The sequence below is a fragment of the Curtobacterium sp. AC268 genome (genome assembly GCF_979258745.1).
The window spans coordinates 1,596,863-1,622,923 of the sequence record NZ_OZ409878.1 but is presented as its reverse complement, the minus strand read 5'-3'; the positions used below and the strand labels follow the sequence as shown (position 1 = coordinate 1,622,923).

At 71.8% G+C, this 26,061-nt stretch carries 30 protein-coding genes; 15 read left to right on the top strand and 15 right to left on the bottom strand.

Translation table 11 applies throughout. The features are described 5' to 3' along the window. Positions 1-62 precede the first annotated feature (62 nt). From ACZZ9K_RS07610 to ACZZ9K_RS07570, 9 genes are all read right to left on the bottom strand, one after another. Positions 63-479 carry an MFS transporter permease gene (locus ACZZ9K_RS07610; RefSeq protein WP_463443735.1) on the bottom strand — a complete coding sequence of 139 codons (417 nt, stop codon included), beginning with the start codon at positions 477-479 and terminating at the stop codon, positions 63-65. Next, positions 476-1,477: an Asp23/Gls24 family envelope stress response protein gene (locus tag ACZZ9K_RS07605; RefSeq protein WP_463443734.1), complete on the bottom strand. Its 1,002-nt coding sequence runs from the start codon at positions 1,475-1,477 to the stop codon at positions 476-478. Before ACZZ9K_RS07605 ends, ACZZ9K_RS07610 begins: the two co-directional genes overlap by 4 nt. A 79-nt stretch (positions 1,478-1,556) precedes the next feature. Further along, on the bottom strand, positions 1,557-1,730 hold the full coding sequence (locus ACZZ9K_RS07600) for a CsbD family protein (protein WP_071246087.1): 174 nt from the start codon (positions 1,728-1,730) through the stop codon (positions 1,557-1,559). A gap of 83 nt (positions 1,731-1,813) precedes the next feature. Beyond that, positions 1,814-2,377, bottom strand: a complete 564-nt coding sequence (locus tag ACZZ9K_RS07595; protein ID WP_111058059.1) for a hypothetical protein — start codon at positions 2,375-2,377, stop codon at positions 1,814-1,816. Continuing rightward, positions 2,374-2,949, bottom strand: a complete 576-nt coding sequence (locus ACZZ9K_RS07590; protein ID WP_027465998.1) for a DUF6286 domain-containing protein — start codon at positions 2,947-2,949, stop codon at positions 2,374-2,376. Before ACZZ9K_RS07590 ends, ACZZ9K_RS07595 begins: the two co-directional genes overlap by 4 nt. A 9-nt stretch (positions 2,950-2,958) precedes the next feature. After that, positions 2,959-3,273, bottom strand: coding sequence for a hypothetical protein (locus ACZZ9K_RS07585; RefSeq protein WP_463443733.1), 315 nt, complete (start codon positions 3,271-3,273; stop codon positions 2,959-2,961). Continuing rightward, positions 3,270-3,461 (bottom strand): DUF2273 domain-containing protein, encoded by a 192-nt coding sequence (locus ACZZ9K_RS07580; protein WP_017885412.1) that lies wholly within the window; start codon positions 3,459-3,461, stop codon positions 3,270-3,272. Before ACZZ9K_RS07580 ends, ACZZ9K_RS07585 begins: the two co-directional genes overlap by 4 nt. Next, on the bottom strand, positions 3,458-3,916 hold the full coding sequence (locus ACZZ9K_RS07575) for an Asp23/Gls24 family envelope stress response protein (protein ID WP_110864125.1): 459 nt from the start codon (positions 3,914-3,916) through the stop codon (positions 3,458-3,460). The genes ACZZ9K_RS07580 and ACZZ9K_RS07575 overlap by 4 nt, the downstream gene beginning before the upstream one ends. 169 nt (positions 3,917-4,085) lie before the next feature. Next, positions 4,086-5,306 carry an AraC family transcriptional regulator gene (locus tag ACZZ9K_RS07570; protein WP_301565851.1) on the bottom strand — a complete coding sequence of 407 codons (1,221 nt, stop codon included), beginning with the start codon at positions 5,304-5,306 and terminating at the stop codon, positions 4,086-4,088. 86 nt (positions 5,307-5,392) lie between these two features. Between ACZZ9K_RS07570 and ACZZ9K_RS07565 the strand changes: the two genes are divergently transcribed. The 5 genes from ACZZ9K_RS07565 (at position 5,393) to pgi (ending at position 11,084) form a co-directional block, all read left to right on the top strand. Continuing rightward, positions 5,393-6,316: a hypothetical protein gene (locus tag ACZZ9K_RS07565; protein ID WP_463443732.1), complete on the top strand. Its 924-nt coding sequence runs from the start codon at positions 5,393-5,395 to the stop codon at positions 6,314-6,316. Positions 6,317-6,349: 33 nt separating this feature from the next. Continuing rightward, on the top strand, positions 6,350-6,640 hold the full coding sequence (locus ACZZ9K_RS07560; protein WP_027466001.1) for a metal-sensitive transcriptional regulator: 291 nt from the start codon (positions 6,350-6,352) through the stop codon (positions 6,638-6,640). Positions 6,641-6,671: 31 nt separating this feature from the next. After that, positions 6,672-6,890: a heavy-metal-associated domain-containing protein gene (locus ACZZ9K_RS07555; protein WP_027466002.1), complete on the top strand. Its 219-nt coding sequence runs from the start codon at positions 6,672-6,674 to the stop codon at positions 6,888-6,890. Beyond that, positions 6,887-9,118: a heavy metal translocating P-type ATPase gene (locus ACZZ9K_RS07550; protein ID WP_463443731.1), complete on the top strand. Its 2,232-nt coding sequence runs from the start codon at positions 6,887-6,889 to the stop codon at positions 9,116-9,118. Before ACZZ9K_RS07555 ends, ACZZ9K_RS07550 begins: the two co-directional genes overlap by 4 nt. A 244-nt stretch (positions 9,119-9,362) precedes the next feature. Then, a complete protein-coding gene (pgi, locus tag ACZZ9K_RS07545; RefSeq protein WP_071246100.1) occupies positions 9,363-11,084 on the top strand; it encodes a glucose-6-phosphate isomerase in 1,722 nt (573 codons plus the stop codon). Between the two features lie 187 nt (positions 11,085-11,271). Here pgi and ACZZ9K_RS07540 read toward each other — a convergent pair whose 3' ends face one another. Beyond that, on the bottom strand, positions 11,272-12,177 hold the full coding sequence (locus tag ACZZ9K_RS07540; RefSeq protein ID WP_463443730.1) for a LysM domain-containing protein: 906 nt from the start codon (positions 12,175-12,177) through the stop codon (positions 11,272-11,274). A 132-nt stretch (positions 12,178-12,309) separates the two neighbouring features. On the opposite strand from ACZZ9K_RS07540, the gene ACZZ9K_RS07535 reads away from it, so the two are divergent. Together ACZZ9K_RS07535 and ACZZ9K_RS07530 are read left to right on the top strand one after the other, a co-directional pair. After that, entirely contained in the window at positions 12,310-12,846 is a 537-nt protein-coding gene (locus ACZZ9K_RS07535; RefSeq protein ID WP_463443729.1) for a hypothetical protein, read from the top strand. A 155-nt stretch (positions 12,847-13,001) separates the two neighbouring features. Then, on the top strand, positions 13,002-14,459 hold the full coding sequence (locus tag ACZZ9K_RS07530) for a sugar porter family MFS transporter (protein ID WP_173035136.1): 1,458 nt from the start codon (positions 13,002-13,004) through the stop codon (positions 14,457-14,459). Between the two features lie 69 nt (positions 14,460-14,528). On the opposite strand, the gene ACZZ9K_RS07525 is transcribed toward ACZZ9K_RS07530, so the two are convergent. The 3 genes from ACZZ9K_RS07525 to ACZZ9K_RS07515 form a co-directional block, all read right to left on the bottom strand. Next, positions 14,529-15,503, bottom strand: a complete 975-nt coding sequence (locus tag ACZZ9K_RS07525) for a zinc-binding dehydrogenase (protein ID WP_463444743.1) — start codon at positions 15,501-15,503, stop codon at positions 14,529-14,531. Between the two features lie 27 nt (positions 15,504-15,530). Beyond that, a complete protein-coding gene (locus tag ACZZ9K_RS07520; protein ID WP_071406102.1) occupies positions 15,531-15,953 on the bottom strand; it encodes an organic hydroperoxide resistance protein in 423 nt (140 codons plus the stop codon). A gap of 101 nt (positions 15,954-16,054) precedes the next feature. Further along, a complete protein-coding gene (locus tag ACZZ9K_RS07515; protein ID WP_463443728.1) occupies positions 16,055-16,522 on the bottom strand; it encodes a MarR family winged helix-turn-helix transcriptional regulator in 468 nt (155 codons plus the stop codon). Positions 16,523-16,626: 104 nt separating this feature from the next. Between ACZZ9K_RS07515 and mvk the strand changes: the two genes are divergently transcribed. The 5 genes from mvk to ACZZ9K_RS07490 are packed head-to-tail and all read left to right on the top strand — an operon-like array spanning position 16,627 to position 21,889. After that, the gene (mvk, locus tag ACZZ9K_RS07510; protein WP_138801826.1) at positions 16,627-17,610 is read left to right on the top strand and encodes a mevalonate kinase; all 984 of its coding nucleotides are present in this window, start codon (positions 16,627-16,629) and stop codon (positions 17,608-17,610) included. Next, positions 17,604-18,605 (top strand): diphosphomevalonate decarboxylase, encoded by a 1,002-nt coding sequence (gene mvaD, locus ACZZ9K_RS07505; protein WP_138801825.1) that lies wholly within the window; start codon positions 17,604-17,606, stop codon positions 18,603-18,605. Before mvk ends, mvaD begins: the two co-directional genes overlap by 7 nt. Further along, positions 18,602-19,684, top strand: coding sequence for a phosphomevalonate kinase (locus ACZZ9K_RS07500; protein WP_138801824.1), 1,083 nt, complete (start codon positions 18,602-18,604; stop codon positions 19,682-19,684). Before mvaD ends, ACZZ9K_RS07500 begins: the two co-directional genes overlap by 4 nt. Further along, positions 19,677-20,741 (top strand): hydroxymethylglutaryl-CoA reductase, encoded by a 1,065-nt coding sequence (locus tag ACZZ9K_RS07495; protein WP_027466013.1) that lies wholly within the window; start codon positions 19,677-19,679, stop codon positions 20,739-20,741. Before ACZZ9K_RS07500 ends, ACZZ9K_RS07495 begins: the two co-directional genes overlap by 8 nt. Further along, complete coding sequence (locus ACZZ9K_RS07490) at positions 20,738-21,889, top strand: hydroxymethylglutaryl-CoA synthase (protein ID WP_463443727.1); 1,152 nt, start codon at positions 20,738-20,740, stop codon at positions 21,887-21,889. Before ACZZ9K_RS07495 ends, ACZZ9K_RS07490 begins: the two co-directional genes overlap by 4 nt. A 125-nt stretch (positions 21,890-22,014) precedes the next feature. Here ACZZ9K_RS07490 and ACZZ9K_RS07485 read toward each other — a convergent pair whose 3' ends face one another. Both ACZZ9K_RS07485 and ACZZ9K_RS07480 read right to left on the bottom strand, forming a co-directional pair. Then, positions 22,015-22,998: an SRPBCC family protein gene (locus ACZZ9K_RS07485; protein ID WP_463443726.1), complete on the bottom strand. Its 984-nt coding sequence runs from the start codon at positions 22,996-22,998 to the stop codon at positions 22,015-22,017. Further along, entirely contained in the window at positions 22,998-23,381 is a 384-nt protein-coding gene (locus ACZZ9K_RS07480; protein ID WP_111047295.1) for an ArsR/SmtB family transcription factor, read from the bottom strand. Before ACZZ9K_RS07480 ends, ACZZ9K_RS07485 begins: the two co-directional genes overlap by 1 nt. A 79-nt stretch (positions 23,382-23,460) precedes the next feature. On the opposite strand from ACZZ9K_RS07480, the gene ACZZ9K_RS07475 reads away from it, so the two are divergent. The 3 genes from ACZZ9K_RS07475 to ACZZ9K_RS07465 are packed head-to-tail and all read left to right on the top strand — an operon-like array spanning position 23,461 to position 26,058. After that, positions 23,461-23,928: a hypothetical protein gene (locus ACZZ9K_RS07475; RefSeq protein ID WP_027466017.1), complete on the top strand. Its 468-nt coding sequence runs from the start codon at positions 23,461-23,463 to the stop codon at positions 23,926-23,928. Beyond that, entirely contained in the window at positions 23,928-24,833 is a 906-nt protein-coding gene (locus ACZZ9K_RS07470; protein ID WP_027466018.1) for a hypothetical protein, read from the top strand. The genes ACZZ9K_RS07475 and ACZZ9K_RS07470 overlap by 1 nt, the downstream gene beginning before the upstream one ends. A 4-nt stretch (positions 24,834-24,837) precedes the next feature. Then, the gene (locus tag ACZZ9K_RS07465; protein WP_463443725.1) at positions 24,838-26,058 is read left to right on the top strand and encodes an alpha/beta hydrolase family protein; all 1,221 of its coding nucleotides are present in this window, start codon (positions 24,838-24,840) and stop codon (positions 26,056-26,058) included. Positions 26,059-26,061: the final 3 nt, after the last annotated feature.

Sequence of the window (26,061 nt, the reverse complement as noted above, 5' to 3'; positions counted from 1 at the left end):
CGCGAGTCGTCCACGTCGTGATCCATGTGTGATGCGCCAGAGGCGTCGGCGGGGTCGGCGCGTCAGCCGGTGAAGCGGTTCCAGAGCTCGGTGACGATCGGCCAGACGTCACCGGCGCGGTCGGCAGACCCGATCGCGACGAGGACGATCGGGACGATCGTGACGGCGACGGCCACGAGGACGGCGAGCACGACGGCCGAGGCTGCGGTCGCGGTGTGCCGCCGGGTGAAGGCGAGGACGAGCAGCGCGAGGACGACCAACGACCCCGCGATCGTGATCAGTGCCACCCGCACGAACGGGAACGGAACGAGTCCCGAGGTGGTCGCCGTGACACCGCCGAGGAACCCGACGAGGGGCAGGAACGCCCCGAGTGCGGTGCCGAGGACCAGGACCACGCCGATGCCCGAGGCGATCCAGACGCCGCGTGGCCGGGGGCGACGGAGCTTCGCCCGGCGGTTCCCGGACCAGGCGGTGGTCACGGCTGCTCCCGACGGTGCCGGGCGACGTCCGTGTCGGCCGCGGCCGCATCGGCGGAGTCGGCGGCGGCGGCAGCGGCGTCCTCAGCGGCGTCGGCGGCGTCGGACGCGGCATCGGCAGCGTCGGACGCTGCGTCGGCAGCCGAGGCCGCACGGTCGGCGGGTGCGGTGGATGCCGCGTCGCGGACGGTCTCGACCGCGTCGTCGGCTCGGTCCTTCGTGCTCTGGGCGGCGTCGACCACGACGTCGCTTGCCTGCTCGGCAGCGTCCTTCGCGGACGACGCGGCGTCGGCGGCCTGCTCCGACGCCCGTGCGAGCGACTCGGCGGCGGCGTCACGCACGTCCTCGGCGGTGTCGGCGGCGCTTTCGACGACGCGCTTCGTGGTCTCGGCGGTGGCGTCGGCAGCGCGCTTCGAGGCATCGGCGGTGGCGTCCGCTGCGCGCTTCGTCACGTCGGCGGTCGCTGCGGCAGCACGCTTCGTCGCGTCCGCCGTGGTCTCGGCGGCCTGCTTGACGGCATCACCAGTGGTCTCGGCAGCCTGCTTGACGGCGTCGGTCGCGGCCTCGGTCGCGCGGCCGAGCGGTGACTGCTCGTCGTCGAAGGGGCCGTGCACGTCGAGGACGCGGACGTCCACGCTCGTCGGGAGCTCGGACAGCTGCCGCGTCGCGGCGGTCACCTGCTTCCGCACCTCGTCGGCGACGTGCAGCACCGGCTCCGGGTAGCTGACGACGATGGAGACCTGCACGCCGAGCGCGCCGTCGTCCTCGTCGACCTGCACGCCTGCGGCGCCGGCGCTCCGCCCGAGCTGCTTGCGGAGCTGGTCGGCTGCACGGGCGGCGATCCCGCCGAGGTGGTGCACACCGGGCACGCCGAGTGCGGTCTCCGCTGCCGTCCGGGCGACGATCGTGACGGTGCTCGCGTCGTCGGGCAACGGCTCCGTGAGCTCCGCGGGCAGTGCCACCTCGGTGACCTGCGTGTGCGCGTTCGGGTCGTGCTGCATGGTTCTCTCCTCGTTCGGGTTCCGCCGGAACGCATCGGGGCACCCGACTGCGCGAGTGCCCCGACACGGTTCGTGCGACCTACTTCTTGAAGACGTCCTTGACGTCCTCGCCGGTCTGCTTCGCGCTCGCAGCGGCCTGGTCCTTCTTGCCCTCGGCGACCTTGGAGTCGTCGTTGGTCAGGTTGCCGACGGCTTCCTTCGCCTTGCCGGCGAGGTCCTGGGCGGCGTTCTTGATCTTGTCGTCGAGTCCCATGACGGGTCCTTTCGTGAGTGGGCGGTGCGCCCGGTGGTGTGGTGGTGGGCCGGGAGGCCCGGGGCGCGTCCGGCAGACGGGTGTCAGTGGACGCGGGTCGACTTCGCGAGTGCGGAGCGGGTACCGCCGGTCAGGTGCACGAGCACCGGGACCGGACGGCCGAGGGTGCGGTCGAGGACCGCGACGGCTCGGTCGACGGCGTCGAGCACGGTGACGGCGTCCCCGCCGCGGCGGACCGCGACACGGATCCGTGCGGCGCGCTGCCGGCGGACGAGGTAGGTGTCGACACGGGAGCCGACCACGTCGCGGACACCCGCGAGTTCGTGCTCGAGGACGTCCCGGACGAGAGCGACGTTGATCGTGACGGCGTCGTCGCCCGAGTGCTCCCGCACGGCGACGGACGTGCCGCCACCACCGCGGGTGAACACCCACACGAGCGACAGGACGATCACGAGGGCCGCGGCCCCGGCGACGATCCACAGCGCGGACGCGGGGACGTCGAGGCTGCGGGGGAGGTCGACGTACGGCTTGACGGCGTCCTGGACGGCGGGCAGCACACCCGCGCCCATCGCGATCCCGACGACCACGGCGACGAGGCCGAGGACGAACAGGATGATCCGGTTGAGGGTCCGGTTGCTCTTGGTCATGCGAGGGTTCCCTTCTCCTCGACCCGGACGCGGACGCGTCGGCCGAATCGCTCGTCGAGGCCGCTCAGACGCTCCACGACGGCGGCACGGACGCTCGCCTCGTCGACCGGCACACCGGTGACGGGGACGATTCGGACCTCGGTGGAACGGCCACGGGCGGTGGCGGAGGCGTTCCCCTCAGGGACACCGGCCGCCATGCCTGCAGCGTTCGCCGCGGTGGAGGCGACGATGCGGGCGTCGATGACGACCGCACCGCGCTCGTGTTCGACGACCGATCGGTGCTGGCGGCCGGGCTTGAGCGCCAGGACGACCAGCACGACGCCGAGGACGACGAGCACACCCGCGATGACCTCGACGATGGTGACGAACGCGGCGTCCGGACGGAGCGCCGTGTCGACCACGGTCTGGGGGTCGGCGACCAGCGGCGGGCGTCCGATGGCGCTGAGCACCGCCTCGGTGCCGATCCAGGCGGCCACCAGGGCGAGCACCACGAGTGCCACCGCCACTGCTGTGGAGCGGGAGCGGTGCACGCTCCGACGACGGATGCGTCGTTCGACGGAACCGTTGCTCATGATGGCCTCCTAGCGGGCACGGGACTCGTGCTCGCGCACGATCCCGGTGAGTTCGATGTGGGCACTGCCGACGCGGCGCCCGGTCAGGTCGCTCACGCGGCCCTTGACCTGCTCCGCGATCCGGATCGACCCGGAGACGATGTCGTCGCTCGCGGAGATCGGCCCGGTGATGTCGAGCGACAGTGCTCCCGACGCGTCGCCGAGTCCGACGCGCACCCGCTTGGCGGGGGCGCCGAGCCCTTCGGCTGCGACGGCCCGCGCCAGCGAGGTGAGCGCGCGTGCGGTGATCTCGACGCGGCCCGGGACGTCCGGGCCGGCGTTCACCGGGAGCTCCGGCGTCCGGTCAGCACGTCGGTCAGGGCACCGCGGTCGATGCGCCCGGTGGCGAGTGCGGCCACGAGGGCCCCGATCGCACCGAAGACGATGACGAGCACGAAGCCCCAGAACCCGAACTGCAGTGCCACGACGGCGAGGACTGCGCCGATGAGGGCGCCGATCAGCGTGTTGCTCATGCGACTCGGGCTTCCTTCTTCTCGTCCTCGTTGTCGTCGTCGTCACCCGGGATGTAGACGTCCTGGACGGTGACGTTGACCTCGGCGACCTCCATGCCGACGATCTGCTCGAGGGCACGGGCGACACCGGCACGGACGCCGTCGGCGACCTGCTGGAGCGACACCGGGTACTCGGCGACGATCACGATGTCCGCGGCGACCTGCTTCTCGCCGACCTCGACCTTGACGCCCTGACCGAAGTCGCGCTGGCCGATGGCGTCGCGGAGGGCACCGATGGCACGGGCTGCGCCGTTGCCGAGGGAGTGCACGCCGTTGACCTCGCGGGCGGCGATGCCGGCGACCTTCGACACGACGGTGTCGTCGATGACGGTCTTGCCGGTGACGCCGCTGGTGCCGGCGTGCGAGGTGGCACGGGTCGCCGTGGTGGCCGGGGTGGGGGTGATGGTGTCAGCCATGTTCGTTCCTTCCGTTGACCCGCCGGGCGTTCCCAGCGGTTGCTGTTCACGGATGAGACGGGCTGTGGAAGAGATTCGTCACACACGACTTCTCGGATTCGGGTGCTTTCCAGGGAACCCCGGAAATCCGGGGATGTGCGTGTACCCCCGGGGTGTTCCGTCAGGCCTTTCAGCCGTTTCCGGCCGCGTCGTTGCGTTCTGCAGCGGCCCGCATGGCGCGCACGCAGGCCATCGGCGACTCGCCGCGCTCCTCGCGGAAGAGCTGCTGCAGGCGTCGGGGGAGCACCCCTGCGGCCGCCGCGATGTCGTCGAGCGTGAGCGGGTCGTCGAGGTGCTGTTCGATGTACGACACCGCACGGCGGACACGCCACGACGCCTTGCCGGCCTCCGGCTGCGCAGCCAGCGATGCGCGCTTCGTCACGGCCGGGTCCTCACCGAACCGGTCGCGGTAGGTCTCGGCGAACCGACCCGGGTTGGTGAAGCCCCAGCGGCGGGCGATCGCGGCGATGCCGGAGGACACGAGCGGACAGTCGGCCGGGGCGACCGGGCCACCCCGGTCCGCGCGGAGCAGCTCCTCGCGCACACGGTCCAGGCGGTGGTCGCGCAGGAAGCGGTGCGGAGTGGTGTCGAGCGTCCGGGCGAAGACGTCCTGCAGCCCGCGCTGGCTCAGTCCGCACGCGGCGGCGATCGTGGGGACCGAGGGGCGTTCGGCGGCGTGCAGCTCGATGAACCGGATCGCGTCGCGGAGCCGGTTCGCCACGGGCACGTCGTCACCGCGGTTGCGGATGGGGAACGTGTCGAGGATGACGACGGCCAGCCGGCGGTTCAGGGCGGTCCGCATCGGTCCGAGCACGCGGTCGTCGACCAGGGCCGGCCCGAGTTCGCGGATCAGGTGCCGCAGTGGTTCACGCCGGGCGACGACCTCGTCCTGCTGGTCGAACAGCAGTGGGCCGTCGGGCAGGCGGTAGCCGAGGTCACGGCCGACGCTCCGCAGGAACCGGTCGGACACGTGCACGCCGTTGTAGACCGTGCCGTCCGACTCGAACCGGTACGCCTCGGACGCCGAGGCGATGTACGGGCTGCCCGGCTCGACGACGCGGGTGCGGTCGGCGAAGTGCATCTCGAGCCGGCCCTTGGTCAGCCAGAACACCACGTGGTCGTCCCGCACGCCGATGACCCCGCCGCGTCGACCGCCCTCGGCACGCATGGTGCGGAGCGACAGGTCGTCGTCGCCGACGACCGTGTACTCGTACCGGGTGTCGTCGGTGGCGAAGGTCTCGGAGGCGAAGTCCGAGCCGCCGTACTCGGCCGCGAAGATCTCGGAGTAGTCGGAGCCCTCACCGTCGGAGAACCGCAGCCGGCGGAATCCGTTCGTCGTCGAGGGGTCCATGCGCGCATCCTGTCATCCCAGCGAGGCGGAGTCATCCGCGCTTTTCGTACTGACAGTCTCTCGCGATCGACCGACAGTTAAACCCGATGAATATTCAAGAAATCAAGCCCGCCCTGTTGCGCCGCATCACCGATCACCGGAAGGGACTCCGTCTCGCGGCTTTGATCGTCGGGGTCCTGTTTCTCGCATCAGCCGTGGCTGTGCGAACGTTCGAAGGCGCCTGGTCGCCGCTGTCCGTCGCACTCGGTGTCCTGATGGGCATTGCTGAGGTGTGTTGGTTGATGCTCGAAGCGCCGGCAAAGAAGACCAAGCCGAACGGACCGCGACTACCAGCGATCCTGCATTACTTGTTTGCGGCTCTAGTTTTCCTCCTGTTGACCGTCGCAGTCCCACTCGTTCCCCGATCAGATGGCGAGGCTGCCGGAGATGCTGTGGGGCCGTCGGTCCTCATGGGTGTCTTCTTCGGCCTGATCTTCCTCATGGCGCTCTACTTCGCTGTTGAGCTCTGGCGCGCGCTCGTCCGGACGCCGGATGGCGCGGCGCTGACCGGACAACCGATGGGGCGGGGTCCTGTGATGCGGTTCGATGTTTGGTACGCGTGGACCGGGTCCATCGTCTACGGGTGTCTTTTCGCGGCACTCATCCCAGACGGGCTCGCCCCCAAGCAGTTCGTCCCGCTGGTGGCCGGTCTTCTCATCGTCGTCGTGTGCATCCTCGTCACCCGGGGCTGGGCGGGACTCGGGGATGCCCAACGGGACGGGACGAAATTCCTGTTGCGGCAGTCAGCCCTCACGGTCCTGCTCGCATTCGCTGTCGCGGTTGACGCCTTCGGCTTCGAGACCGGACTCGAGTCGACGGTGCTTGGGGCTGCGACGACGATGCTTCTCATCAACGCTGCAGAAGTCGGTCTCCTCGCGCACCGTAGCCGACGGAACGCACGGCCGAGCGCTCAGGGTGCGGCGACCGCCGCTGACGGGGAGTTGCGCGCGGACGAGATCGGAATACCCTAGGGGGGTACCGTATTGAGAACGGTGGAGGCGGACATGCACGAACACGTCGGGTACATCGGCGACAAGGACGACCTGCTCAAGCGACTCCGTCGCGCCGAGGGGCAGGTGCGCGGCATCGCGCGGATGGTCGAGGACGAGACGTACTGCATCGACGTCCTGACCCAGATCTCGGCGGCGAACCGGGCGCTCGAACGCGTCGCGCTGTCGCTGCTCGAGGACCACCTGGCGCACTGCGTCGCCGAGGCCGTCGCCGAGGGTGGGGACGCCGCCGACGAGAAGGTGCGCGAGGCCAGCCAGGCGATCGCCCGGCTCGTCCGCTCCTGACCCTGACGACCACCACCGAGAAGGAGACACCATGACCACCGAAACGCTGCTCGTCGAGGGCATGACCTGCGACCACTGCGTGATGAGCGTCACCGAGGAACTCACCGAGGTCGACGGGGTGTCGGGCGTCGACGTCCGACTCGTCCCCGGCGGGTCGTCCGAGGTCACCGTCAGCTCCGCGGCACCCGTCGACGCGGACGCCCTCCGCGCCGCCGTCGCCGAGGCGGGGTACGAGGTCGTGCGCTCGTGACCGACCGCACCGTCGAACTCGACATCACCGGGATGACCTGCGCCTCGTGCGCGAACCGCATCGAGCGGAAGCTCGGCAAGCTGCCCGGGGTCACCGCCACGGTCAACTACGCCACCGAGAAGGCGCAGGTGCAGGTGGCCGCGGACGGTACCGCCGACCCCGAGGCGCTCATCGCCGCGGTGGAGTCGGCCGGGTACGGCGCCACGGTGCCGGCCCCGCCCGCCGCTGCTGACGCCGACCCCGCGGTGGACGAGGACCCGACCGGCCCGCTGCGCCGGCGTCTGATCGTGTCCGCCGTGCTCGCGGTGCCCGTCGTGGTGCTCTCGATGGTGCCGGCCCTGCAGTTCCCGAACTGGCAGTGGCTCGCCCTGGCGCTCGCCGCGCCCGTCGCGGTCTGGGGCGCGCTCCCGTTCCACCGTGCCGCGTGGGTCAACGCCCGGCACGGTGCCGCCACCATGGACACCCTGGTGAGCGTCGGCGTCGTCGCTGCCTTCGGGTGGTCGCTGTACGCCCTGTTCTTCGGCGACGCCGGCACGACCGGCATGCACATGACGTTCTCGTGGTTCGCCACGGACCCCGAGGCCGCCGACCTGTACCTCGAGGTCGCGACGGCCGTGACGGTGTTCATCCTCGCCGGCCGGTACATGGAGGCCCGTGCGAAGACGCAGTCCGGTGCCGCGCTCCGGGCACTGCTCGAGCTCGGCGCGAAGGACGCCACCGTCCTGCGCGACGGCGGCGAACACCGCGTGCCGGCTTCGTCCCTCGTCGTGGGTGACGTCGTCGTGGTGCGACCCGGCGAACGGATCCCGAGCGACGGCCTGGTGCAGGACGGCTCCTCGGCCGTCGACCTCAGCATGCTCACCGGTGAGTCCGTGCCGGTCGAGGTCGGCCCGGGCGACCGGGTCACCGGCGCGACGATCAACGTCGGCGGCCGGCTCGTCGTCGCGATCACCCGCGTCGGGGCCGACACCGAGCTCGCCCGGATGGGTCGCCTGGTCGAGGACGCCCAGACCGGCAAGGCCGAGGTGCAGCGCCTGGCCGACCGCGTGTCGGGGGTCTTCGTGCCGATCGTCATCGCGCTCGCCGTGCTGGCCTTCGTCGGCTGGCTCGTGTTCGGCGGCTCGGTCACCGCGGCCTTCACCGCGGCCGTCGCGACCCTGATCATCGCCTGCCCGTGCGCCCTCGGGCTCGCCACGCCCACCGCCCTGCTGGTCGGGACCGGCCGCGGCTCCCAGCTCGGCATCCTGATCGGCGGTCCGCAGGTGCTCGAGCGCACCCGCGGCGTCGACACCGTCGTGCTCGACAAGACCGGCACCGTCACCACGGGATCGATGACCCTGCGGTCGGTCACCGCCGTCGACGAGACCGAGGACACCGTGCTCCGGCTCGCCGCCGCGGTCGAGGACGGCTCGGAACACCCCGTCGCCCGTGCCGTCACCACCGCGGCGCGCGCCCGAGGCGTCGACCTGGCCGAGACCGAGCAGTTCACCGCGACCGCCGGCGCCGGTGTGCATGCCGTCGTGGACGGCGACGTCGTCCTGGTCGGCACGACCCGCTGGCTCACCGACTCGTGGTCGATCACCCTGCCCCCGGTGCTGTCCGACGCCGTCGACCGCGCCGAGGCCGACGGGGGCACGGCGGTCGTCGTCGCCCGGAACGGCACGGCCCTCGGCGTGGTCGTCGTCGGCGACACGGTGAAGCCCGAGGCCGCCGACGCGGTCGCCCGCTTCCGGGCGCTCGGCCTGCACCCGGTGCTGCTCACCGGCGACAACGACGGTGCCGCACGTGCGGTCGCCGCCCGGGTCGGCATCGACGAGGTGCACGCCCGCGCGACCCCGGCGTCGAAGCTCGAGACCGTCCGCCGGCTGCAGTCCGAGGGGCGGAGCGTCGCGATGGTCGGCGACGGCGTGAACGACGCAGCGGCCCTTGCCGCGGCCGACCTCGGCATCGCCATGGGGGCCGGCACCGATGCGGCCATCGCGGCGAGCGACATCACGGTGGTGAGCGGCCGGCTCACCGTGGTCGCCGACGCCATCCGGTTGTCGCGCGCGACGCTCGGCGTCATCAAGGGCAACCTGTTCTGGGCGTTCGCGTACAACGTCGCGGCGATCCCGCTCGCGATGGCGGGGCTGCTCAACCCGGTGCTCGCCGGTGCGGCGATGGCGTTCTCGTCGGTCTTCGTCGTGACGAACAGCCTGCGCCTGCGTCGCTTCGCGGCGCAGCCGTGAACCGGGCGAGCCGACCGCAGCCGTGAACCCGGCAAGCTGACCGCAGCCGTGAACCGGGCGAGCCGACCGCAGCCGTGAACGCGACCGGCCGGAGGCGTGACGCGCGCAGCGAACGCGAGCCGCGCCTCCCGGCCGACTGTGCGCACCACCCGCCGGAGCGCACTACGCTCGAAGACGGTCCGCGACGCAGCGCTGCGTGACCCGCGGGCTGTACGTCTTGAACGTGATCCCCAGGAGGACCGAAGTGACCGAATCCGCTCCCGTCGACCCCACATCGACCGAAGGCTGGAAGAAGCTCGACAGCATCGCTGCCGGCTTCACCCCGGACCTGCGAGGGTGGTTCGACAGCGACCCCGGTCGTGCCGAGCAGTACACCTTCCAGGCGGCCGACCTGACCGTCGACCTGTCCAAGGGCCTGGTGACCGACGAGATCCTCGCCGCGCTGCTGCAGGTCGCGAAGGACACCGGCGTCGCCGAACGCTTCCAGGCGATGCTCGCCGGTGAACACATCAACGTCACCGAGGACCGCGCCGTGCTGCACACCGCGCTCCGCCGCCCCAAGGCGACCGAGGGCCTCGTGCCGGCGGCACCCCTGACCGTCGACGGCCAGGACGTCGACGCCGACGTGCACGCCACCCTCGACAAGGTCTACGGCTTCGCCGAGCAGGTCCGCAGCGGCGCCTGGACCGGTGTCACCGGCAAGCGCATCGAGACCGTCGTCAACATCGGCATCGGTGGCTCCGACCTCGGCCCGGTCATGGTCTACGAGGCACTCAAGCCCTACGTCCAGCCCGGCCTCGAGGCCCGCTTCGTCTCGAACATCGACCCGGCGGACATCTACGAGAAGACCGCTGACCTGGACCCCGAGACCACGCTCTTCATCGTCGCGTCGAAGACCTTCGGCACGCTCGAGACCCTGACGAACGCGCGCCTCGCCCGCCAGTGGCTGTGGGAGAAGCTCGGCCTGACCGACGCCGCCGACGACGAGAAGAAGAACGCCGTCGCCAAGCACTTCGTCGCCGTCTCCACCGCGCTCGACAAGGTCGAGGCGTTCGGCATCGACCCGGAGAACGCCTTCGGCTTCTGGGACTGGGTGGGCGGCCGCTACTCGGTCGACTCGGCCATCGGCACGAGCGTTGTCATCGCCATCGGCAAGGAGAACTGGGAGCAGTTCCTCGCCGGCTTCCACGCCATCGACGAGCACGTCCGCACCACCCCGCTCGAGCAGAACGTCCCCGTCCTGATGGGCCTGCTCAACGTCTGGTACACGAACTTCCTCGGTGCGCAGAGCCACGCGGTCCTGCCGTACACGCAGTACCTGCACCGGTTCGCCGCGTACCTGCAGCAGCTCACGATGGAGTCGAACGGCAAGCGCGTCCGCTGGGACGGCTCGCCCGTCACCACCGAGACCGGCGAGGTCTTCTGGGGTGAGCCCGGCACGAACGGCCAGCACGCGTTCTACCAGCTCATCCACCAGGGCACCCGCCTGATCCCGGCCGACTTCATCACGGTCGCCAACCCGGCCCGTCCGCTGAAGGACGAGACCGGCGACGGCAAGGGTGTCGCGCCCGGCACCGACGTGCACACGCTGTTCCTGGCGAACTTCTTCGCGCAGACCAAGGCGCTCGCGTTCGGCAAGAGCGCCGACGAGGTCCGCGCCGAGGGCACCACGGACGAAGGCATCGTCGCGGCACGCACGTTCCCCGGCAACAAGCCGACCACGTCGATCATCGCGCCGGAGCTCACCCCGAGCGTCCTCGGCCAGCTCATCGCCCTGTACGAGCACATCGTGTTCACCGAGGGCACGATCTGGGGCATCGACTCGTTCGACCAGTGGGGTGTGGAGCTCGGCAAGCAGCTGGCGCTGCAGGTCACGCCGGCCGTCGAGGGCGACCAGGCTGCGCTCGACGCGCAGGACCCGTCGACCAAGGCGCTCATCGCGAAGTACCTGGAGCTGCGGAAGTAGCGCACGCCCCCACCTGACGGACGGGAGGCCCGTGGCGGATCCGCCACGGGCCTCCCGTCTGTCGTGTGCGTGCGTTGGCCGCGGGGCGGACGCCGGGCCGGTTTCGCGGTCAGCGACACCTCACGCGCGCGCTGGCCCGTGAGGTGTCGCTCAGCGCGAAACGCCGCCTGCCGCCCCGCGCCGCAGCTCAGCGGGCGAGCGGGTCGAGGTTGAGGGACGTGCCCTCGTACAGGTGCTGGTCCTCGCCGAACACCTGGACGCCCTCGTTGAGCCAGACCAGGTCGCGGACGGTGATGCCGAACCGCGCCGCGACGTCCCCGATCAGGTCGTCCGGTGCGACGCCGTAGGACCTCGGCGCGCCGGCGGCTGTGGTCGCGGTGACGGTACCGGTCGCGTTCGCCCGTCGTCCGGCGTCCTTGGGGTGCACGTTCGTCTGCCGCGCGGGGACGGACCACCGCACGGTGGACACCGCGAGGACCTTGCCCGCGGAGATCTCGACGGGGACGTCCTGCCCGGCGGCCGCGGCGGAGTAGGTCACGAGGGTGCCGAGGTGTGACGGGTCGACCCCGGATCCGTCCAACGGGACGTCGGTCGCGATCGTCCCGCTGGTCGGGCCACCGAGCGTCCGGTCGCCGACTCCGGGGTAGGTCAGGCCGTCACCCACCGCCCGGGGCAGGTCGAACAACGCGACGCCGATCGGCACCGGCAGCGTCGAGGTGATCCCGGAGTACTGCGCGGTGAACGTGTCGTCGCCGTCCGCGACCACCCGGAAGTGGAAGTGCACGCTGCCCTTCGGCGAGGCCACGTCGCCCTGGGCCAGGACGGTCCCGGCGGGGATCGGGGTCAGCGTCGGTGCGGGTGCGGCGGCCTCCGTCGGCACCGGGGTCGGTGTGCGCGGGTTCGCCGACGCCTCGATCAGGTCCGATGCGGACTCGCCGGTCGGGGTCGCCGCCGGGGTCTCGCTCGCCGTCGGGCTGGATGCCGGCGGACTGGAGGGAGCGGGCGGGACATCGTCCGGTCCCCGCAGCAGCGAGCAGCCGGACAGCACCACGCCGGCCACCATCACGATGGCGATCGCGCCGGTCTGTTTCATGATCCCCCCTCACCTCGAGGGTAACGCGGCGGCGGGTGCGCGATCGACGGTGAACGTCGGGGTGTGTCCCGGGATGCACCCCGGTCGTCGAGCGGCGAGATGGTGTCGGTCGGAGCGGCTACGGTCGAGGGCATGGAGCGTTCGGAGATCCTCGCCGCGGCTGCCGCCGCGCACGCCGCCCGCATCGCAGCGGCCGGTGGTGACGACGCCGCAGCGCGTGAACGGGCCGACAGCGTCCGACGACGTGCCGAGGGGCTCACCGACCGGTACGACACGGTCGAGGGTGCGGACGCCGAGTCCGACGCCCGCGACGCCGCACGCCGACGCGCAGGCGAGGCGGACCGCGCGGCCTCACGCACCGAGGGCGTGCTGTCGGACTGGCACCGGATGGGCACTCGTCGCGGCGTCACCCCCGACGCCCAGGTCCGCACGGCCTGGACCGTGACCGGGGTCCCCGAACGCGGCGACGCCCGTGCGCTCGCGAACGTGCTGCTCTCCACCGCGGGGCACGCCGGACGCGTCGCCGACGCCGCCCGACGCAACCCCGCCCTGTCCGGTGCCGCGAGTGCCGCCGCCCGACGGACCGTTCGCCGCTACACCGACCACGGTGCCGACATGGCCTCGTTGGGGGACGTCCTGGGCCAGGGCCCCGTCGACGACGAGCGCTGAGCCCGATCCGCGGATTGGACCGCTCCCGTCCTCATCAGGCCTTCTGTGGACCGATCCAAACGACCTGACGACAGAATGTCCAATTGACAGGACATGGAATCGGGTTACGATCGGTCCACGCACTGACGCGCGATCACCGACGAAGGAGTCACCGAATGGTCGACATCAAACCGACAGCCCCGACTGTCGCACTGCCCCCGTTGGGGACCGGGCCGCACCGCCGACGACTCGGCGTGCTGGCCCTCGTCGCCACGTTCGGCGGGTTGCTCTTCGGGTACGACACCGGTGTCATCAACGGTGCGCTGAACCCGATGAAGGCCGAGCTCGGTCTCACGAACTTCACCGAGGGCGTGGTCACCAGCTCGCTGCTCTTCGGCGCCGCGATCGGCGCCATGCTCGGCGGCCGCATCGCCGACGGCTGGGGTCGTCGCAAGACCATCATCCTGCTCGCCGTCACGTTCTTCGTCGGCACGCTGATCTGCGTGTTCGCGCCGACGTTCGAGGTCATCGTCGTCGGTCGTGTGCTCCTCGGCCTCGCGGTGGGTGGTGCATCCACGGTGGTGCCGGTGTTCCTCGCCGAACTCGCGCCGTACGAGATCCGCGGGTCGCTGTCCGGCCGCAACGAACTGATGATCGTGATCGGTCAGCTCGCCGCGTTCGTGGTCAACGCGATCATCGGCAACGTGTGGGGTGAGGGCAACGGGGTGTGGCGCGTCATGCTGGCCGTCTGTGCGCTCCCCGCGATCGCGCTGTTCGTCGGGATGCTGCGGGTACCGGAGTCGCCGCGCTGGCTCGCGTCGAAGGACCGCTACGACGAGGCGCTTTCGGTCCTCGAGCAGGTCCGGACCACCGATCGGGCCCGCGCCGAGCTCGACGACATCAAGCGGAGCAACGACCTCGAAGCGAAGGTCGAGCGCGTCAGCGGCTGGCACACGCTGCGCGGGAACAAGTGGCTCATCCGCATCGTGCTCATCGGTGCCGGGCTCGGCGTCGCGCAGCAGCTCACCGGCATCAACTCGATCATGTACTACGGCCAGACCGTGCTCATCGAGTCAGGGTTCCAGGCGTCGGCCGCGCTCATCGCCAACATCGCCCCCGGCGTGATCGCCGTGATCGGTGGCGTCATCGCGCTGTACAACATGGAGAAGATCAACCGCCGCACGACCCTGATCCTCGGGTTCACGCTGACGACGATCTGCCACTTCCTCATCGGCATCGCGTCGGTGGCGCTGCCCGAGGGCAACCCGGCCCGCCCGTGGGTCATCCTGTTCCTGGTCGTCGCGTTCGTCGGCTCGATGCAGACCTTCCTCAACATCGCGGTCTGGGTCGTGCTGTCCGAGATCTTCCCGACCCAGATCCGTGCGCTCGGCATGGGCATCTCGGTGTTCTGCCTCTGGATCGCGAACGCGTTCCTCGGGCTGTACTTCCCGACGATCGTCGCCGCGACCGGTATCACCGGGACCTTCTTCGGCTTCGGGGTCGTCGGACTGCTGGCGCTGCTCTTCATCTGGAAGTTCGTGCCGGAGAGCCGCGGTCGCACCCTCGAAGAGGTCGAAGAGGGCGTCACCACCGGCAACATCTTCACCGTCCCGGAGAAGGCGTCACGCCGCTAGACGCAACGACAGACGGACGGGAGGCCCGGTGCCAGCTGGCACCGGGCCTCCCGTCCGTCCTGTGGCGCGCTACGGGCGCAGGAGCACCTTGCCGACGCGGCCGGCGGTGTCGCTGGCGCGCACGGCGTCGCGGACCTGCTCGAAGGCGAAGGTCTCGGCGACGGGGAGCGTCAGCGAGCCGTCGAGCACGCGGGTGATGAGCTCACCGAAGAGCTGCCCCTTCGTCTCGGCCGGCATCGTCTTGCTGACGACGGAGCCCCAGAAGCCCTTCACGGTGAGCTGGCCGAAGATGACCTTGCCCGACGGGATCTCGAGCGTCGGCGACGCCATCGCGCCGAAGACGACGAGGGTGGCGTTCTCGCCCAGCACGGAGGCGATGTCGCCGGCGGCCTTGCCACCGACCGACTCGACGCCGGCGATGATCGGTGCACCACCGGTGATCGCGGCGACCTGGTCCTGCCAGTCGTCGGCGTCGGTGGCGACGATGCGCTCGATGCCCTGCTCGCGGAGCTCGTCGACACCGGCGGCGCGACGGACGAGTCCGATCACGTTGATGCCGCGGGCGGCACCGAGCTGGGCGACCATGCGACCGACCGCACCGTTGGCGGCGTTCTGGATGATCCAGTCGCCCTCGTGCAGGTCGAGCGAGTGCAGCAGGCTGATGGCGCTGAACGGCATCGAGACGAGCTGGGCGGCGGCCTCGTCGGTCATCGCGTCCGGCACCGGGACGAGCCCGGCGGCGTTCGCGGTGTAGTACTCGGCCCAGACGCCGAAGGCACCGCCGGCGACGCGCTGGCCGACGTGCAGGTTCGTGACGCCCTCGCCGAGGGCCTCGACGACACCGAGTGCCTCGGTGCCCGAGGCGGCGGGGAGCTCCGGCTTGAAGCCGTAGGTGCCGCGGACGGTCCACAGGTCGTGGTTGTGGATGGGGGAGAGGACCGTGCGGACGAGGACCTCACCGGCGCCGGGCGTCGGGACGGGGCGCTCCTGCACCTCGAGGACGTCGGCGGGCTCGGCGAACGTCTCGTGGACGACGGTGCGCATGGTGGTGGGGGTGGTGGTGCTCATGGGTCAGTCCTCCGAGACGACGATGGTGACGTCGATGTTGCCGCGGGTCGCGTTCGAGTACGGGCAGACCTGGTGGGCTGCATCGGCGAGGGCCTGCGCCTGGTCGTGCTCCAGGCCGGGGATGACGACCTCGAGCATGACGGCGAGCTGGTAGCCACCGTTGCCGTTCGGCCCGATCGACACGCGACCGCCGACGGACGAGTCGGTGATCTTCACCTTCTGGCTGCGGGCGACGCCCTGCAGTGCGGAGTGGAAGCAGGCGGCGTAGCCGGCGGCGAAGAGCTGCTCGGGGTTGGCGCCGTTGCCGGAGCCACCCATCTCCTTCGGGATGGCGAGGTCGAACTCGACCGTGCCGTCGCTCGTGGCGACGTGGCCGTTGCGGCCTTCGCCGGTGGCCAGGGCCTCGGCGGTGTAGAGGGTTTCCATGGGGTTCCTTCCTTGTGGGGCGGATCGTGAAGTTCGGGGGCGTGCGGCGTGCTCTCGCGCTCCGCGACAGTTCACGGGCGCACGGGGGCGTGAGGTGTCGCTCAGCGCGAAACGGCGCCAGTGCCAGCTGCACCGGCGGGGTCGGCTGCCGCGTGCATCGTCTCGGTCAGCCGGTGCAGCGTCGCGATGAGCTCGGCGGCCGCGCGTTCGTCGGCCAGGCCCATGCCTGCGGCGATCCGCGCGGGGATGCCGCTCAGCTCGGACCGCAGTTCGCGGCCGCGTTCACCGACGGTCACCGTGACGACGCGCTCGTCGGTGCTGCGGCGCTCGCGGCGGACCAGCTCGCTCTGCTCCATGCGGCGGAGCAGCGGCGAGAGGGTGCCGGAGTCGAGCTGCAGGTGTTCGCCGAGGCCCGAGACGGTCTGGTCGCCCTCGACCCACAGGGTCACGAGCACCAGGTACTGCGGGTACGTCAGGCCCCAGGGTTCGAGCATCGTGCGGTACGCCTGCGTGGTGGCGCGGGACGCCGCGTAGAGGGAGAAGCACACCATTTCGTCGGTCACGGGCATGCGTCCACACTGTCACGCAACCCAGTTGTGCACAACTCGATGCAGCGGATGCCCAGCTGACGAACACGCCGACGGCCCGGACGGTTAGGCTGACGTGACCCACGATGACCAGCAGCGACCTCGACAACACCACGACCCCCGGCAACGGATCGGCGTCGTCCCACGGCAAGACGATCCTGATCGGTGAGCACGCCGTGGTCTACGGCGCACCCGCTCTCGTCCTGCCGGTGCTCGACGCGCGGGTCGTGGCGACGGTCACGCCGGTCGCCGCCGACGCCGAGCAGCCCGGTCACAGCCTGCAGTCGACCGTGCACACCGGCCCTCTCGACCTCGCACCCGCGGCCGTGATGCCGACCGTCACCGCCGTCACCGCGACCCTGCGCCACTTCGGGGTCACCGACCGCCACTTCCACGTCCGGGTCGACAGCGAGGTCCCGACCGCCCGCGGCATGGGCTCGAGCGCCGCGGTCGCCGCCGCCGTGACCGCCGCCGTCGCCGATGCCCTGGGCGAGACCCTCGACGTCGAGACCCACCACGAGCTCATCCAGGAGTGCGAGCGCGTCGCCCACGGCCGACCGTCCGGCCTCGACGCCCGGGGCGTCGTCGCGTCCGCACCGGTCTGGTTCGAGGGCGGCCGGATCGAACCCGTGGCGCTCGGCGCCCGGTTCACCTTCGTCGTCGCGGACACCGGCGTCCCCGGGCACACTCGCGAGGCCGTCTCGGCCGTCCGCGCCCGCCACGACCAGGACCCGGTCGGTGTCGGTGCCGTGATCGACCGGATCGGCGCGCTCGCCCGGCGGGCACGGGGGACACTCGAGGACGGCGACGCCCAGGCTCTGGGTGCCACCATGGACGCCGCGCACGACCTGCTCAGCACACTCGACGTGTCGAGTGACGACCTGGACCGGCTCGTCGACGCCGCACGCGCTGCGGACGCCCTCGGCGCGAAGCTCACCGGCGGCGGGCGGGGCGGGTGCGTCCTCGCGCTCGCCACGGACGACGACCACGCGGCCCGCATCGCGGCCGCACTCCGCGGCGCAGGGGCCGCAGCCACCTGGACCACCACGATCGGAGCCCGCGCTTGCTGACAGCCACCGCCGTCGCGCACCCCAACATCGCCCTCGTCAAGTACTGGGGGAAGGCGGACGCGCAGCTCGCGCTGCCCGCCACGGGCAGCGTCTCGATGGGGCTCGACGTGTTCCCGACGACGACCACCGTCACGGTGGACGGCGGACGGGAGGCGCGTGACGCGTTCACGCTGAACGGTCACGTCGTCGACGACGGTGCGCTGGTGCGCGTGCAGCAGTTCCTCGACCTGGTGCGCGAGCTCGCGGGGTCGTCCGAGCGGGCGTCGGTGGTGTCCGAGAACACGGTCCCGACCGGTGCCGGGCTGGCCTCGAGCGCGTCCGGCTTCGCCGCCCTGGCGACCGCGGCCGCCGCGGCCTACGGCCTCGACCTGTCGCCGCGCGACCTGTCCCGTCTGGCCCGTCGCGGTTCCGGCTCGGCCACGCGCTCGATCCCCGGCGGTGTCGCCGTCTGGCACGCGGGCGACGACCAGGGCTCCTTCGCCGAGCCGATCCCGGCCCCGCCGATGGCGATGGTCGTGGTCACGATCGACGCGGGCCCGAAGCCGATCGGGTCGCGCGAGGCCATGCGCCGCACCATCGCGACGTCGCCCTTCTACCCGGCCTGGGTGACCTCGACGACCGAGACCGTCGGCGACATGCTCACGGCCTGCGCGGCCGGCGACTTCACCCGCATCGGCGAGATCACCGAGAGCAACGCGCTCCGCATGCACGCGACGATCGAGGGCGCGTTCCCGCCGATCCGCTACCTCACCGCCCGCAGCGTCGCCGTGTTCGACGCCGTCGCCGAGCTGCGCGCCGGCGGTACCGAGGCCTACGCCACGGCCGACGCGGGCCCGAACGTCGTCGTGCTCACGAAGCCGCAGGACCGGTCGGCGGTCGCCGGCGCGCTCGCGTCGCTGGGGGACGTCATCGAGTCCGGCACCGGACCTGCCGCGCGGGTGCTCCGCTCCGAAGAGATCGGGAGCAATCCCGACCAGAAGGAGTCCGCGCAGTGATCGAGTTCCGTGCACACGGCAAGCTGTTCGTCGCCGGCGAGTACGCCGTCGTCGAGCCGGGCCAGCCGTCCGTCCTGATCGCCCTCGACCGCGCCATCACGGCGAAGGTGCGCGAGGGCCACGGTGCGGGCAGCGTGCACTCCGAGGAGTACGGGCACCTGCCGCTCACGTGGACCCGTGCCGAGGACGGCCTGGCGCTCGACCGTGAGCACCACCCGTACGACTACGTGATGGCCACGATCGACCTGGTCGAGAAGCTCCGCGCCGAGCACGGCATCGCCCCGCGGTTCCACGACCTGCGCATCGAGAGCCAACTGGACGACGCCAGCGGCCGGAAGTTCGGGCTCGGGTCCTCGGCCGCGGTCACCGTCGCCACGGTCGGCGCCCTCGACCGCTTCTACGGCATCGGCCTGACGCAGCGCCAGCGCTTCCAGGTCGCGCTGCTCGCCACCATCCGGGTGAACCCCCGGGCCTCCGGCGGCGACCTCGCTGCGAGCACGTTCGGCGGCTGGCTGCGCTACAGCGCCCCCGACCGCGAGCGCCTCGCCGCGATGCTCGGCGACCACGCCGTGTCCGCGATCCTGACGGACGCCGACGCCTGGGCCGGCTTCGACGTCCAGCGGCTGCCCGCCCCCGAGAACCTGCAGCTGCTCGTCGGCTGGACCGGCTCGCCCGCGTCCACCACGAAGCTCGTCGACGTGGTGCGTCGGCACCGCAACGGCGGGTACCAGGCGTTCCTCGACGAGAGCCGCAGCGCCGTCGACGACCTGACCACGGGCCTCCAGACCGGCGACGCCGAGCGCACGCTCGGTGCCCTCCGACGCGCCCGCGGGCTGTTGCAGCGCCTCGGTGCGTCCGTCGGGTCGCAGATCGAGACCGAGCGCCTCGCGACCCTGTGCGACGTCGTCGAGGCCGCGGGCGGGGCGGCGAAACCGTCCGGGGCCGGCGGCGGCGACTGCGGCATCGCGCTCGTCCCGGCGGACACCGACCCCGCCGGCATCCACCGCGCCTGGGAGGCGCACGACATCAGACACCTCAGCGTCGCGGTGCGAGCACCAGAAGGAGCCCTCGATGAGTGACCTGCTCACACCGATCCCCACCAAGTGGGTCGGCCCGATCCGCGTCAGCGGCAACGCCGTGCAGGGGGAGCACGAGGTCCCCCTCGCCACCTACGAGTCGCCGCTCTGGCCGTCCGTCGGCCGCGGCGCCCGCATCTCGCGCATGGTCGAGGACGGCATCGTCGCGACCGTCGTCGACGAGCGCATGACCCGCTCCGTCGTGGTCCGTGCCGACAGCGCCGCAGCAGCTCACGTCGCCGCGGGCCAGATCCTCGCGCGCCAGGACGAGCTCGCCGCGATCGTGTCCGGACAGAGCCGGTTCGCCAAGCTCATCGAGGTGCACCCGGAGATCGTCGGGGACCTGCTGTTCCTGCGCTTCGCGTTCACCACCGGCGACGCCTCCGGCCACAACATGGTCACGCAGGCGGCGGACAAGCTGCTGCCGGCGATCCTGGACTGGCAGCCGGGCCTGCGGTACGTCTCGGTGTCGGGCAACTTCTGCACCGACAAGAAGGCGACCGCGGTGAACGGCATCCGTGGCCGCGGCCGCAACACCATCGCCGAGATCGTGATCCCCGGCGAGGTCGTCGAGAAGCGCCTGCGGTCGAGCACCGCGCGGATCGTCGAGCTCAACATCGCGAAGAACCTGATCGGGTCGACGATCGCCGGGGCCATCCGCTCGGCGAACGCCCACTACGCGAACATGCTGCTCGGCTTCTACCTGGCCACCGGGCAGGACGCCGCCAACATCGTCGAGGGTTCGCAGGGCATCACGAGCGCCGAGGACCGCGACGGCGACCTGTACTTCGCGACCTCGTTGCCGCACCTGATCGTCGGCACGGTCGGCAACGGCAAGGGCGGGGACCTGCCCGTCGTCGAGGACGCCCTGGTGCGCCTCGGCTGCCGCGAAGACCGCGAGCCGGGCGGGAACGCCCGCCGCCTCGCCGCCCTGTGCGCCGCGACCGTCCTGTGCGGGGAGCTCTCGCTCCTCGCCGCACAGACCAACCCGGGTGAGCTGATGGCCGCCCACGTCGCCATGGAACGCCGCGGCGCGAAGCCCGCAGGGGGTGCGGCATGACCGGCGTCGGCATCCACGACATCGCGATCGCGACCGGGCACCACGTGCTCGAGCTCGACGACCTGGCCGAGCGGCTCGGCGTCGACCCGGCGAAGTACCACGTCGGCATCGGGCAGGACGCCTTCAGCGTGCCCGCGCCCGACGAGGACATCGTCACGATGGGCGCCGCGGCGGCGAAGGAGCTCATCGACCGGCACGGCGTCGACGGCATCCGCACGGTGCTGTTCGCCACCGAGTCCGGCGTCGACCAGTCGAAGGCCGCCGGCGTGTACGTGCACGGCCTGCTCGGGCTGCCGAAGGCCGTCCGCGTGGTCGAGCTGAAGCAGGCCTGCTACGGCGGGATGGCCGCGGTGCAGCTCGCACTCGGCATCGTCGCCCGTGCCCCGCACGAGCGGGTGCTCGTCATCGCCGCCGACGTCGCCCGGTACGACGCCGACACCCCGGCCGAGCCGACCCAGGGTGCCGGTGCCGCCGCGATCCTGGTGTCCGCCGACCCCGACCTGATCGAGATCGAGCCTGCAGCGGGCGTCTACACGGCGGACGTCGACGACTTCTGGCGGCCGAACGACCGCTCCACCGCGCTGGTCGACGGTCGGCTCTCGGTGAGCGCGTACGTCAACGCGTTCGTCGGTGCCTGGGACGACCTGGCGGAACAGGGCGGCCCGGCGTACGACGACATCGCCCGCTTCGTGCACCACCAGCCCTTCACCAAGATGGCGATCAAGGCGCACCGCAAGCTCACGCAGCACGTCGGCGCACCGTTCGACGAGGCCGACCTGGCGATCGGGTTCACCTACAACCGGCAGACCGGCAACACCTACACGGCGTCGCTCTGGATCGGGCTCGCAGCGCTGCTCGACCTGGACGACGACCTGGCGGGGGAGCGACTCGGCCTGTTCAGCTACGGCTCGGGCAGCGTCGGTGAGCTCATCACCGGCACCGTCCGGCCCGACTACCGCGAGCACCGTCGTGCGGGTCGTGTGCGGTCGCTGCTCGAGGCACGGGTCCCGCTGACGGTCGACGCGTACCGCGCGCTGCACGCCGCGGGTGCCGCCACCAGCGAGGACGTCGAGCGTCCGCGCGTCACGACCGCGCCGTTCCGGTTCGCCGGCGTGCGCGGCGGCGCGCGGCACTACGAGGTGTCCTAGACCGGCACGAGGCGTCCTGGACCGGCACGAGGCGTCCTGGACCGGCACGAGGCGTCCTGGACCGGACACCGGACGGACGGGAGGCCCGTGGCGGCGCCGCCACGGGCCTCCCGTCCGTCTGCTGGTCACGTCGCGGACAGGACCTCGCGCTCCAGCCGCTGGTAGCTGGCCTCCATGCCCTCCGTCATGCCGGTCGCGAGGATCATGTCCCGCTGTTCCCGGTCCGGGTAGGTGACGAGCAGCGTCATGAGCGTGACGCCGTCGTCCTCGTCGAACTGCAGGTCGTTCGTGTTCGGCGGGAAGGGCGCCCCGGTCATGCGCTCGGTCGACACCATCCGGCGTTCCGGTTCGACGACGAGGTTCTCGCCCTCGAACCCGAAGGGCTCGCCCTCGGTGTCACCCGTCGGTGCCCAGGCCTGTCGGAACGCGCCGCCCGGGGTCAGGTCGTTCTCGTACACCGTCATCTCCCACCCGTCGGGGCCGAGCAGCCACCGGCGCACCAGGTCGGGCTCGGTGTGCGCCCGCCAGAGCAGGTGCCGCGGCGCCGCGAACCCCCGGGTGATCCGGACGTGGGTGTCGTCGAGGACCTCGGTCTCGGTGCCCGCACCGAGGGCCCACTCGCGCAGGTCGGCGAGCACCCGGTCGAGCTGGCCGAACGCCTGCTGGTAGCCCTCGAGCATGCCCATCCGGAGCATCGCGTCGAGGTCGGCGGCCGAGGCGAACGAGGACACCACGGTGACCCGTGAGCCGTCGTCGGCCGGGCCGAACGACAACACGGTCTCGCCCGCGGGCAGTGACTCGTCGACGGTGCCCTCGGGGTCGGTGAACAGGTCGCGGAAGACGATGCGACGGGGCTCGTCGACCTCGGTGACCTGCCAGACGGCGTGGAACCGCTCGCCCTGCGGTGACGTCATCCGGTAATCGGCACGGCCGCCCGGGCGCAGGTCGAACGTCGTGAAGGTCGCGGGGAAGCCGGGCGGTCCCCAGAACCGCTCGAGCTGGCGTGGGTCGGCGAAGGCGGCCCAGAGGCGTTCGACGGGGACGGGGAACTCGGCGACGAGGGTCATCGAGAGGGTGTCGGGATCGGTGTGGACGGACGTGGTGGGCATCATCGCTCCTGGTGTCGTCGGGTGTCGTCTGGTGCTGGGTGTCCGGACGCGTCGCCGTCGAGCAGGTCGCCCAGGCGGTCCATCCGGCTGTGCCAGAGGCGGCCGTAGGCGTCGAGGAGGGCACGGACCCGGTCGAGCTGCTCCGGCTCGGCGCGCACGATGCGGGTGCGGCCGCGGGCCTCCTTGCTCACGAGTCCGGCTCCTTCGAGGACGGCGACGTGCTTCTGGACGGCGGCGAACGACATCGAGTAGGCGTCCGCGAGCTCGCTCACGGACGACGACCCGACGAGCGTGCGCCGGACGATGTCACGACGGGTCGCGTCGGCCAGTGCGTGGAACACCCGGTCGACCTCGGCGTCGGACAGTTCGATTCGTACAACCATTTGGTTGTAGGTTACGTCCGGCCGTTCTCGTCCACAAGGGGGACCTGCCGGTAGTCTTGCCGCGGAGATCGGAGGCGCGATGGCGGAGCAGCTCGGTGCGTCCGGTGCCGTCCGTGCCCTCGTCGCCACCCTGCCCCGTGCGCCGCAGCTGTCCGACGTGGTGACCGGCGTCGGTCGGATGGTCGGCAAGCCCACGCGCGTCGTCGACGTCGACGGCCCGAGCTGGGGTCCGCTCACCGCACTCGTGTCGCAGTTCGAGCACGAGAACCTGGTGCTCGTGCCGGCCGACGCACCGCCGCTCTACCGCATGCACTGCGTGCTGCACGAGCTCGGGCACCTGGTGCACGGCGACGTCGGCACCCCCACCCCGTCGTCCGTGGCCGAGTTCGCCGCCGGGGGCCACGTCTGCCGTCGGGCGCTCGACGCCGACTCAGGGCTCGTGAGCATCTCCGACGACGACGAGCACTTCGCCGAACGGTTCGCCTACGAGCTCGCGACGGTCCTGCTCGCCGGGGCCACGGGCGCGGACGAGCGGGCCTACGGCTGATGGCCGTCCTGCACGCCGCGGCCTTCTGGTTCGCGGCGCTGATCTTCCTCGCCCGCACGCCGTACGTGCTGCGGAACCCCCGTGGCCGGGCGGCCTGGGGTGCCACCGGCGTCGGGGCGCTCGGGCTCCTGACCCTCGGCAGCGTCGTGCCGCAGCCGGTGCTCGACGGTGCCCTGGGCGGCTCGAACCTCATCAACCTGGTGCAGAACGTCTGCGCGACCGTCGCCTTCTGGCTGATGCTCCGCGCGAGCACGGACGACCTGCCGGAGCGCCCGGTGCTCGCCAGGCCGGTGGCGCTGCTCGTCGTGGTCGTGGCCTTCACGGTGCCGTTCCTGCTGGTCGAGGAGCGTGGCGGGACCGACTTCCACTTCATCGTGCGCGAGATCGAGCAGACCCCGATGTGGCTCTACGCGACCGCGTACATGGTGGGCGTGGGACTGATCGCCGCGACGACACTGCGCCGCGGCGTGCTGCAGAACCCGGTGGCGCTCGTGGTGTTCCGCGTCGGGCTCGCGCTGGTCGTCGTGGCGAGTCTCGACGAGGTGGCCTCGCTCACCGCCGACCACTTCGGGCTCTTCCCGGCCGGGGTGCGGGACGGCCTGCGCCTGGCCTTCGACCCGCCGTTCTACCTCGGCATCGTGCTCATCGTCGTGGCGATGGCCTCGCTGACGTTCCGGCGGTGGGGCCGTGACCTGCGCCACCGCGGGCACCACCGACGCCTGCGCCGCATCGCCCGTCGGCACGCGGTGCGGGCGGTCGAGCGGCCGGGAGACCCGCAGGCCCGGACCTACGACCTGGTCATCGCGATCCGCGACGCCGAGGTGCAGGGACGGACCCTCGACGACGCCGAACTCGCGCAGGTGCGGTCGGCGGAACGGACCCTGACCCGGAGCCTCGGAGGATGACGGCGTGACGATCGTGTGGTGGGTGCTCGGAGCGCTCGTGGTGCTGGCGGCGGTGTCCCTGGCGGTCCTGGTCGTCCTGCGGAAGGTCGTCGGCAGGATCGTGCTGCCCGGTGGCGATCGGTGGACGCCCGTGATCGAGTCCGACGCGGACTCCGTCCTGATGCCGATCACCGACGACACCGTGCGGCCGGGGGAGTACGGGCTGTGGCACGACGGCCCGGGGCACACCACCGTCGGGCCGGTGCTCGAGGTCGACGAAGCCGCCGGGTTCGTGCGCCGCGCCGTGGTGCGGACGACCGGCGCGGTGTCGTCGCGGGTGCGGTGGAGCGGACACGTGCACCCGGACCCGGCGGCGATGGACGTCGACTGGTCGGAGGTGTCGCTGCCGACGCCGGTGGGGCCGGCACCCGCGTGGGTGGTGCGTCCGGGTCCGGACGGCGCTGCGCGCCCGGACCGCGCGGCCGAACGCGGCGCGGACCCCGACCGCGCAGCTGCCCGGGGCGCCGACCCCGTGGCCGCCCGGACCTGGGCCGTCCACGTGCACGGGATCCGGACGACCCGGGTCACCGCGCTCCGGACCGTCCCCGCCGCGCTCGAGCTCGGCTGGACCTCGATCGTCCCGTCGTTCCGCGGGGACGGCGAAGCACCGTGGGAAGGCCGGGCCTCGCACCTCGGCGCGCGCGAGTGGGTCGACGTCGAAGCGGCGCTCGACCACGCCGTCGCGAACGGCGCAGAACGGCTCGTCATCGTGGGGTGGTCGATGGGCGCGACGATCACGCACGAGCTCCTCGCCCGTTCGGCGCACCGCGACCGCCTGGCCGGGATCGTGCTCGTCGCCCCGGCACTGGACTGGGCCGTCACCGTCCGGTCCCAGGCCCGTCGCGCGGGGCTGCCCGGCCCCGTGGTGGGCGCTGCCCTCGGGGCGATGGCGACTCCGGTCCTCTGCCGGCTGGTGGGGCTGCGCTCGCCGGTCGACGTGCGCGCGCTGTCCTGGCTGCGCGCACCCCGGCAGCTGCCACCGACCCTGCTCATCCACTCCACCGGCGACACCACGGTGCCGTTCTCGGCCAGTCAGGAGTTCGCCGCCGCCCACCCCGGCACGGTGACGCTGGCGGTCAGCGAGCCGGCCGAGCACGCCTGGGAGCGCAACGTCGACGCCGTCTGGTTCGACCGAACCATCACCACCTGGGCGTCCGGCCTCGCCCACACCGGAGCGCAGGAGTAGAAG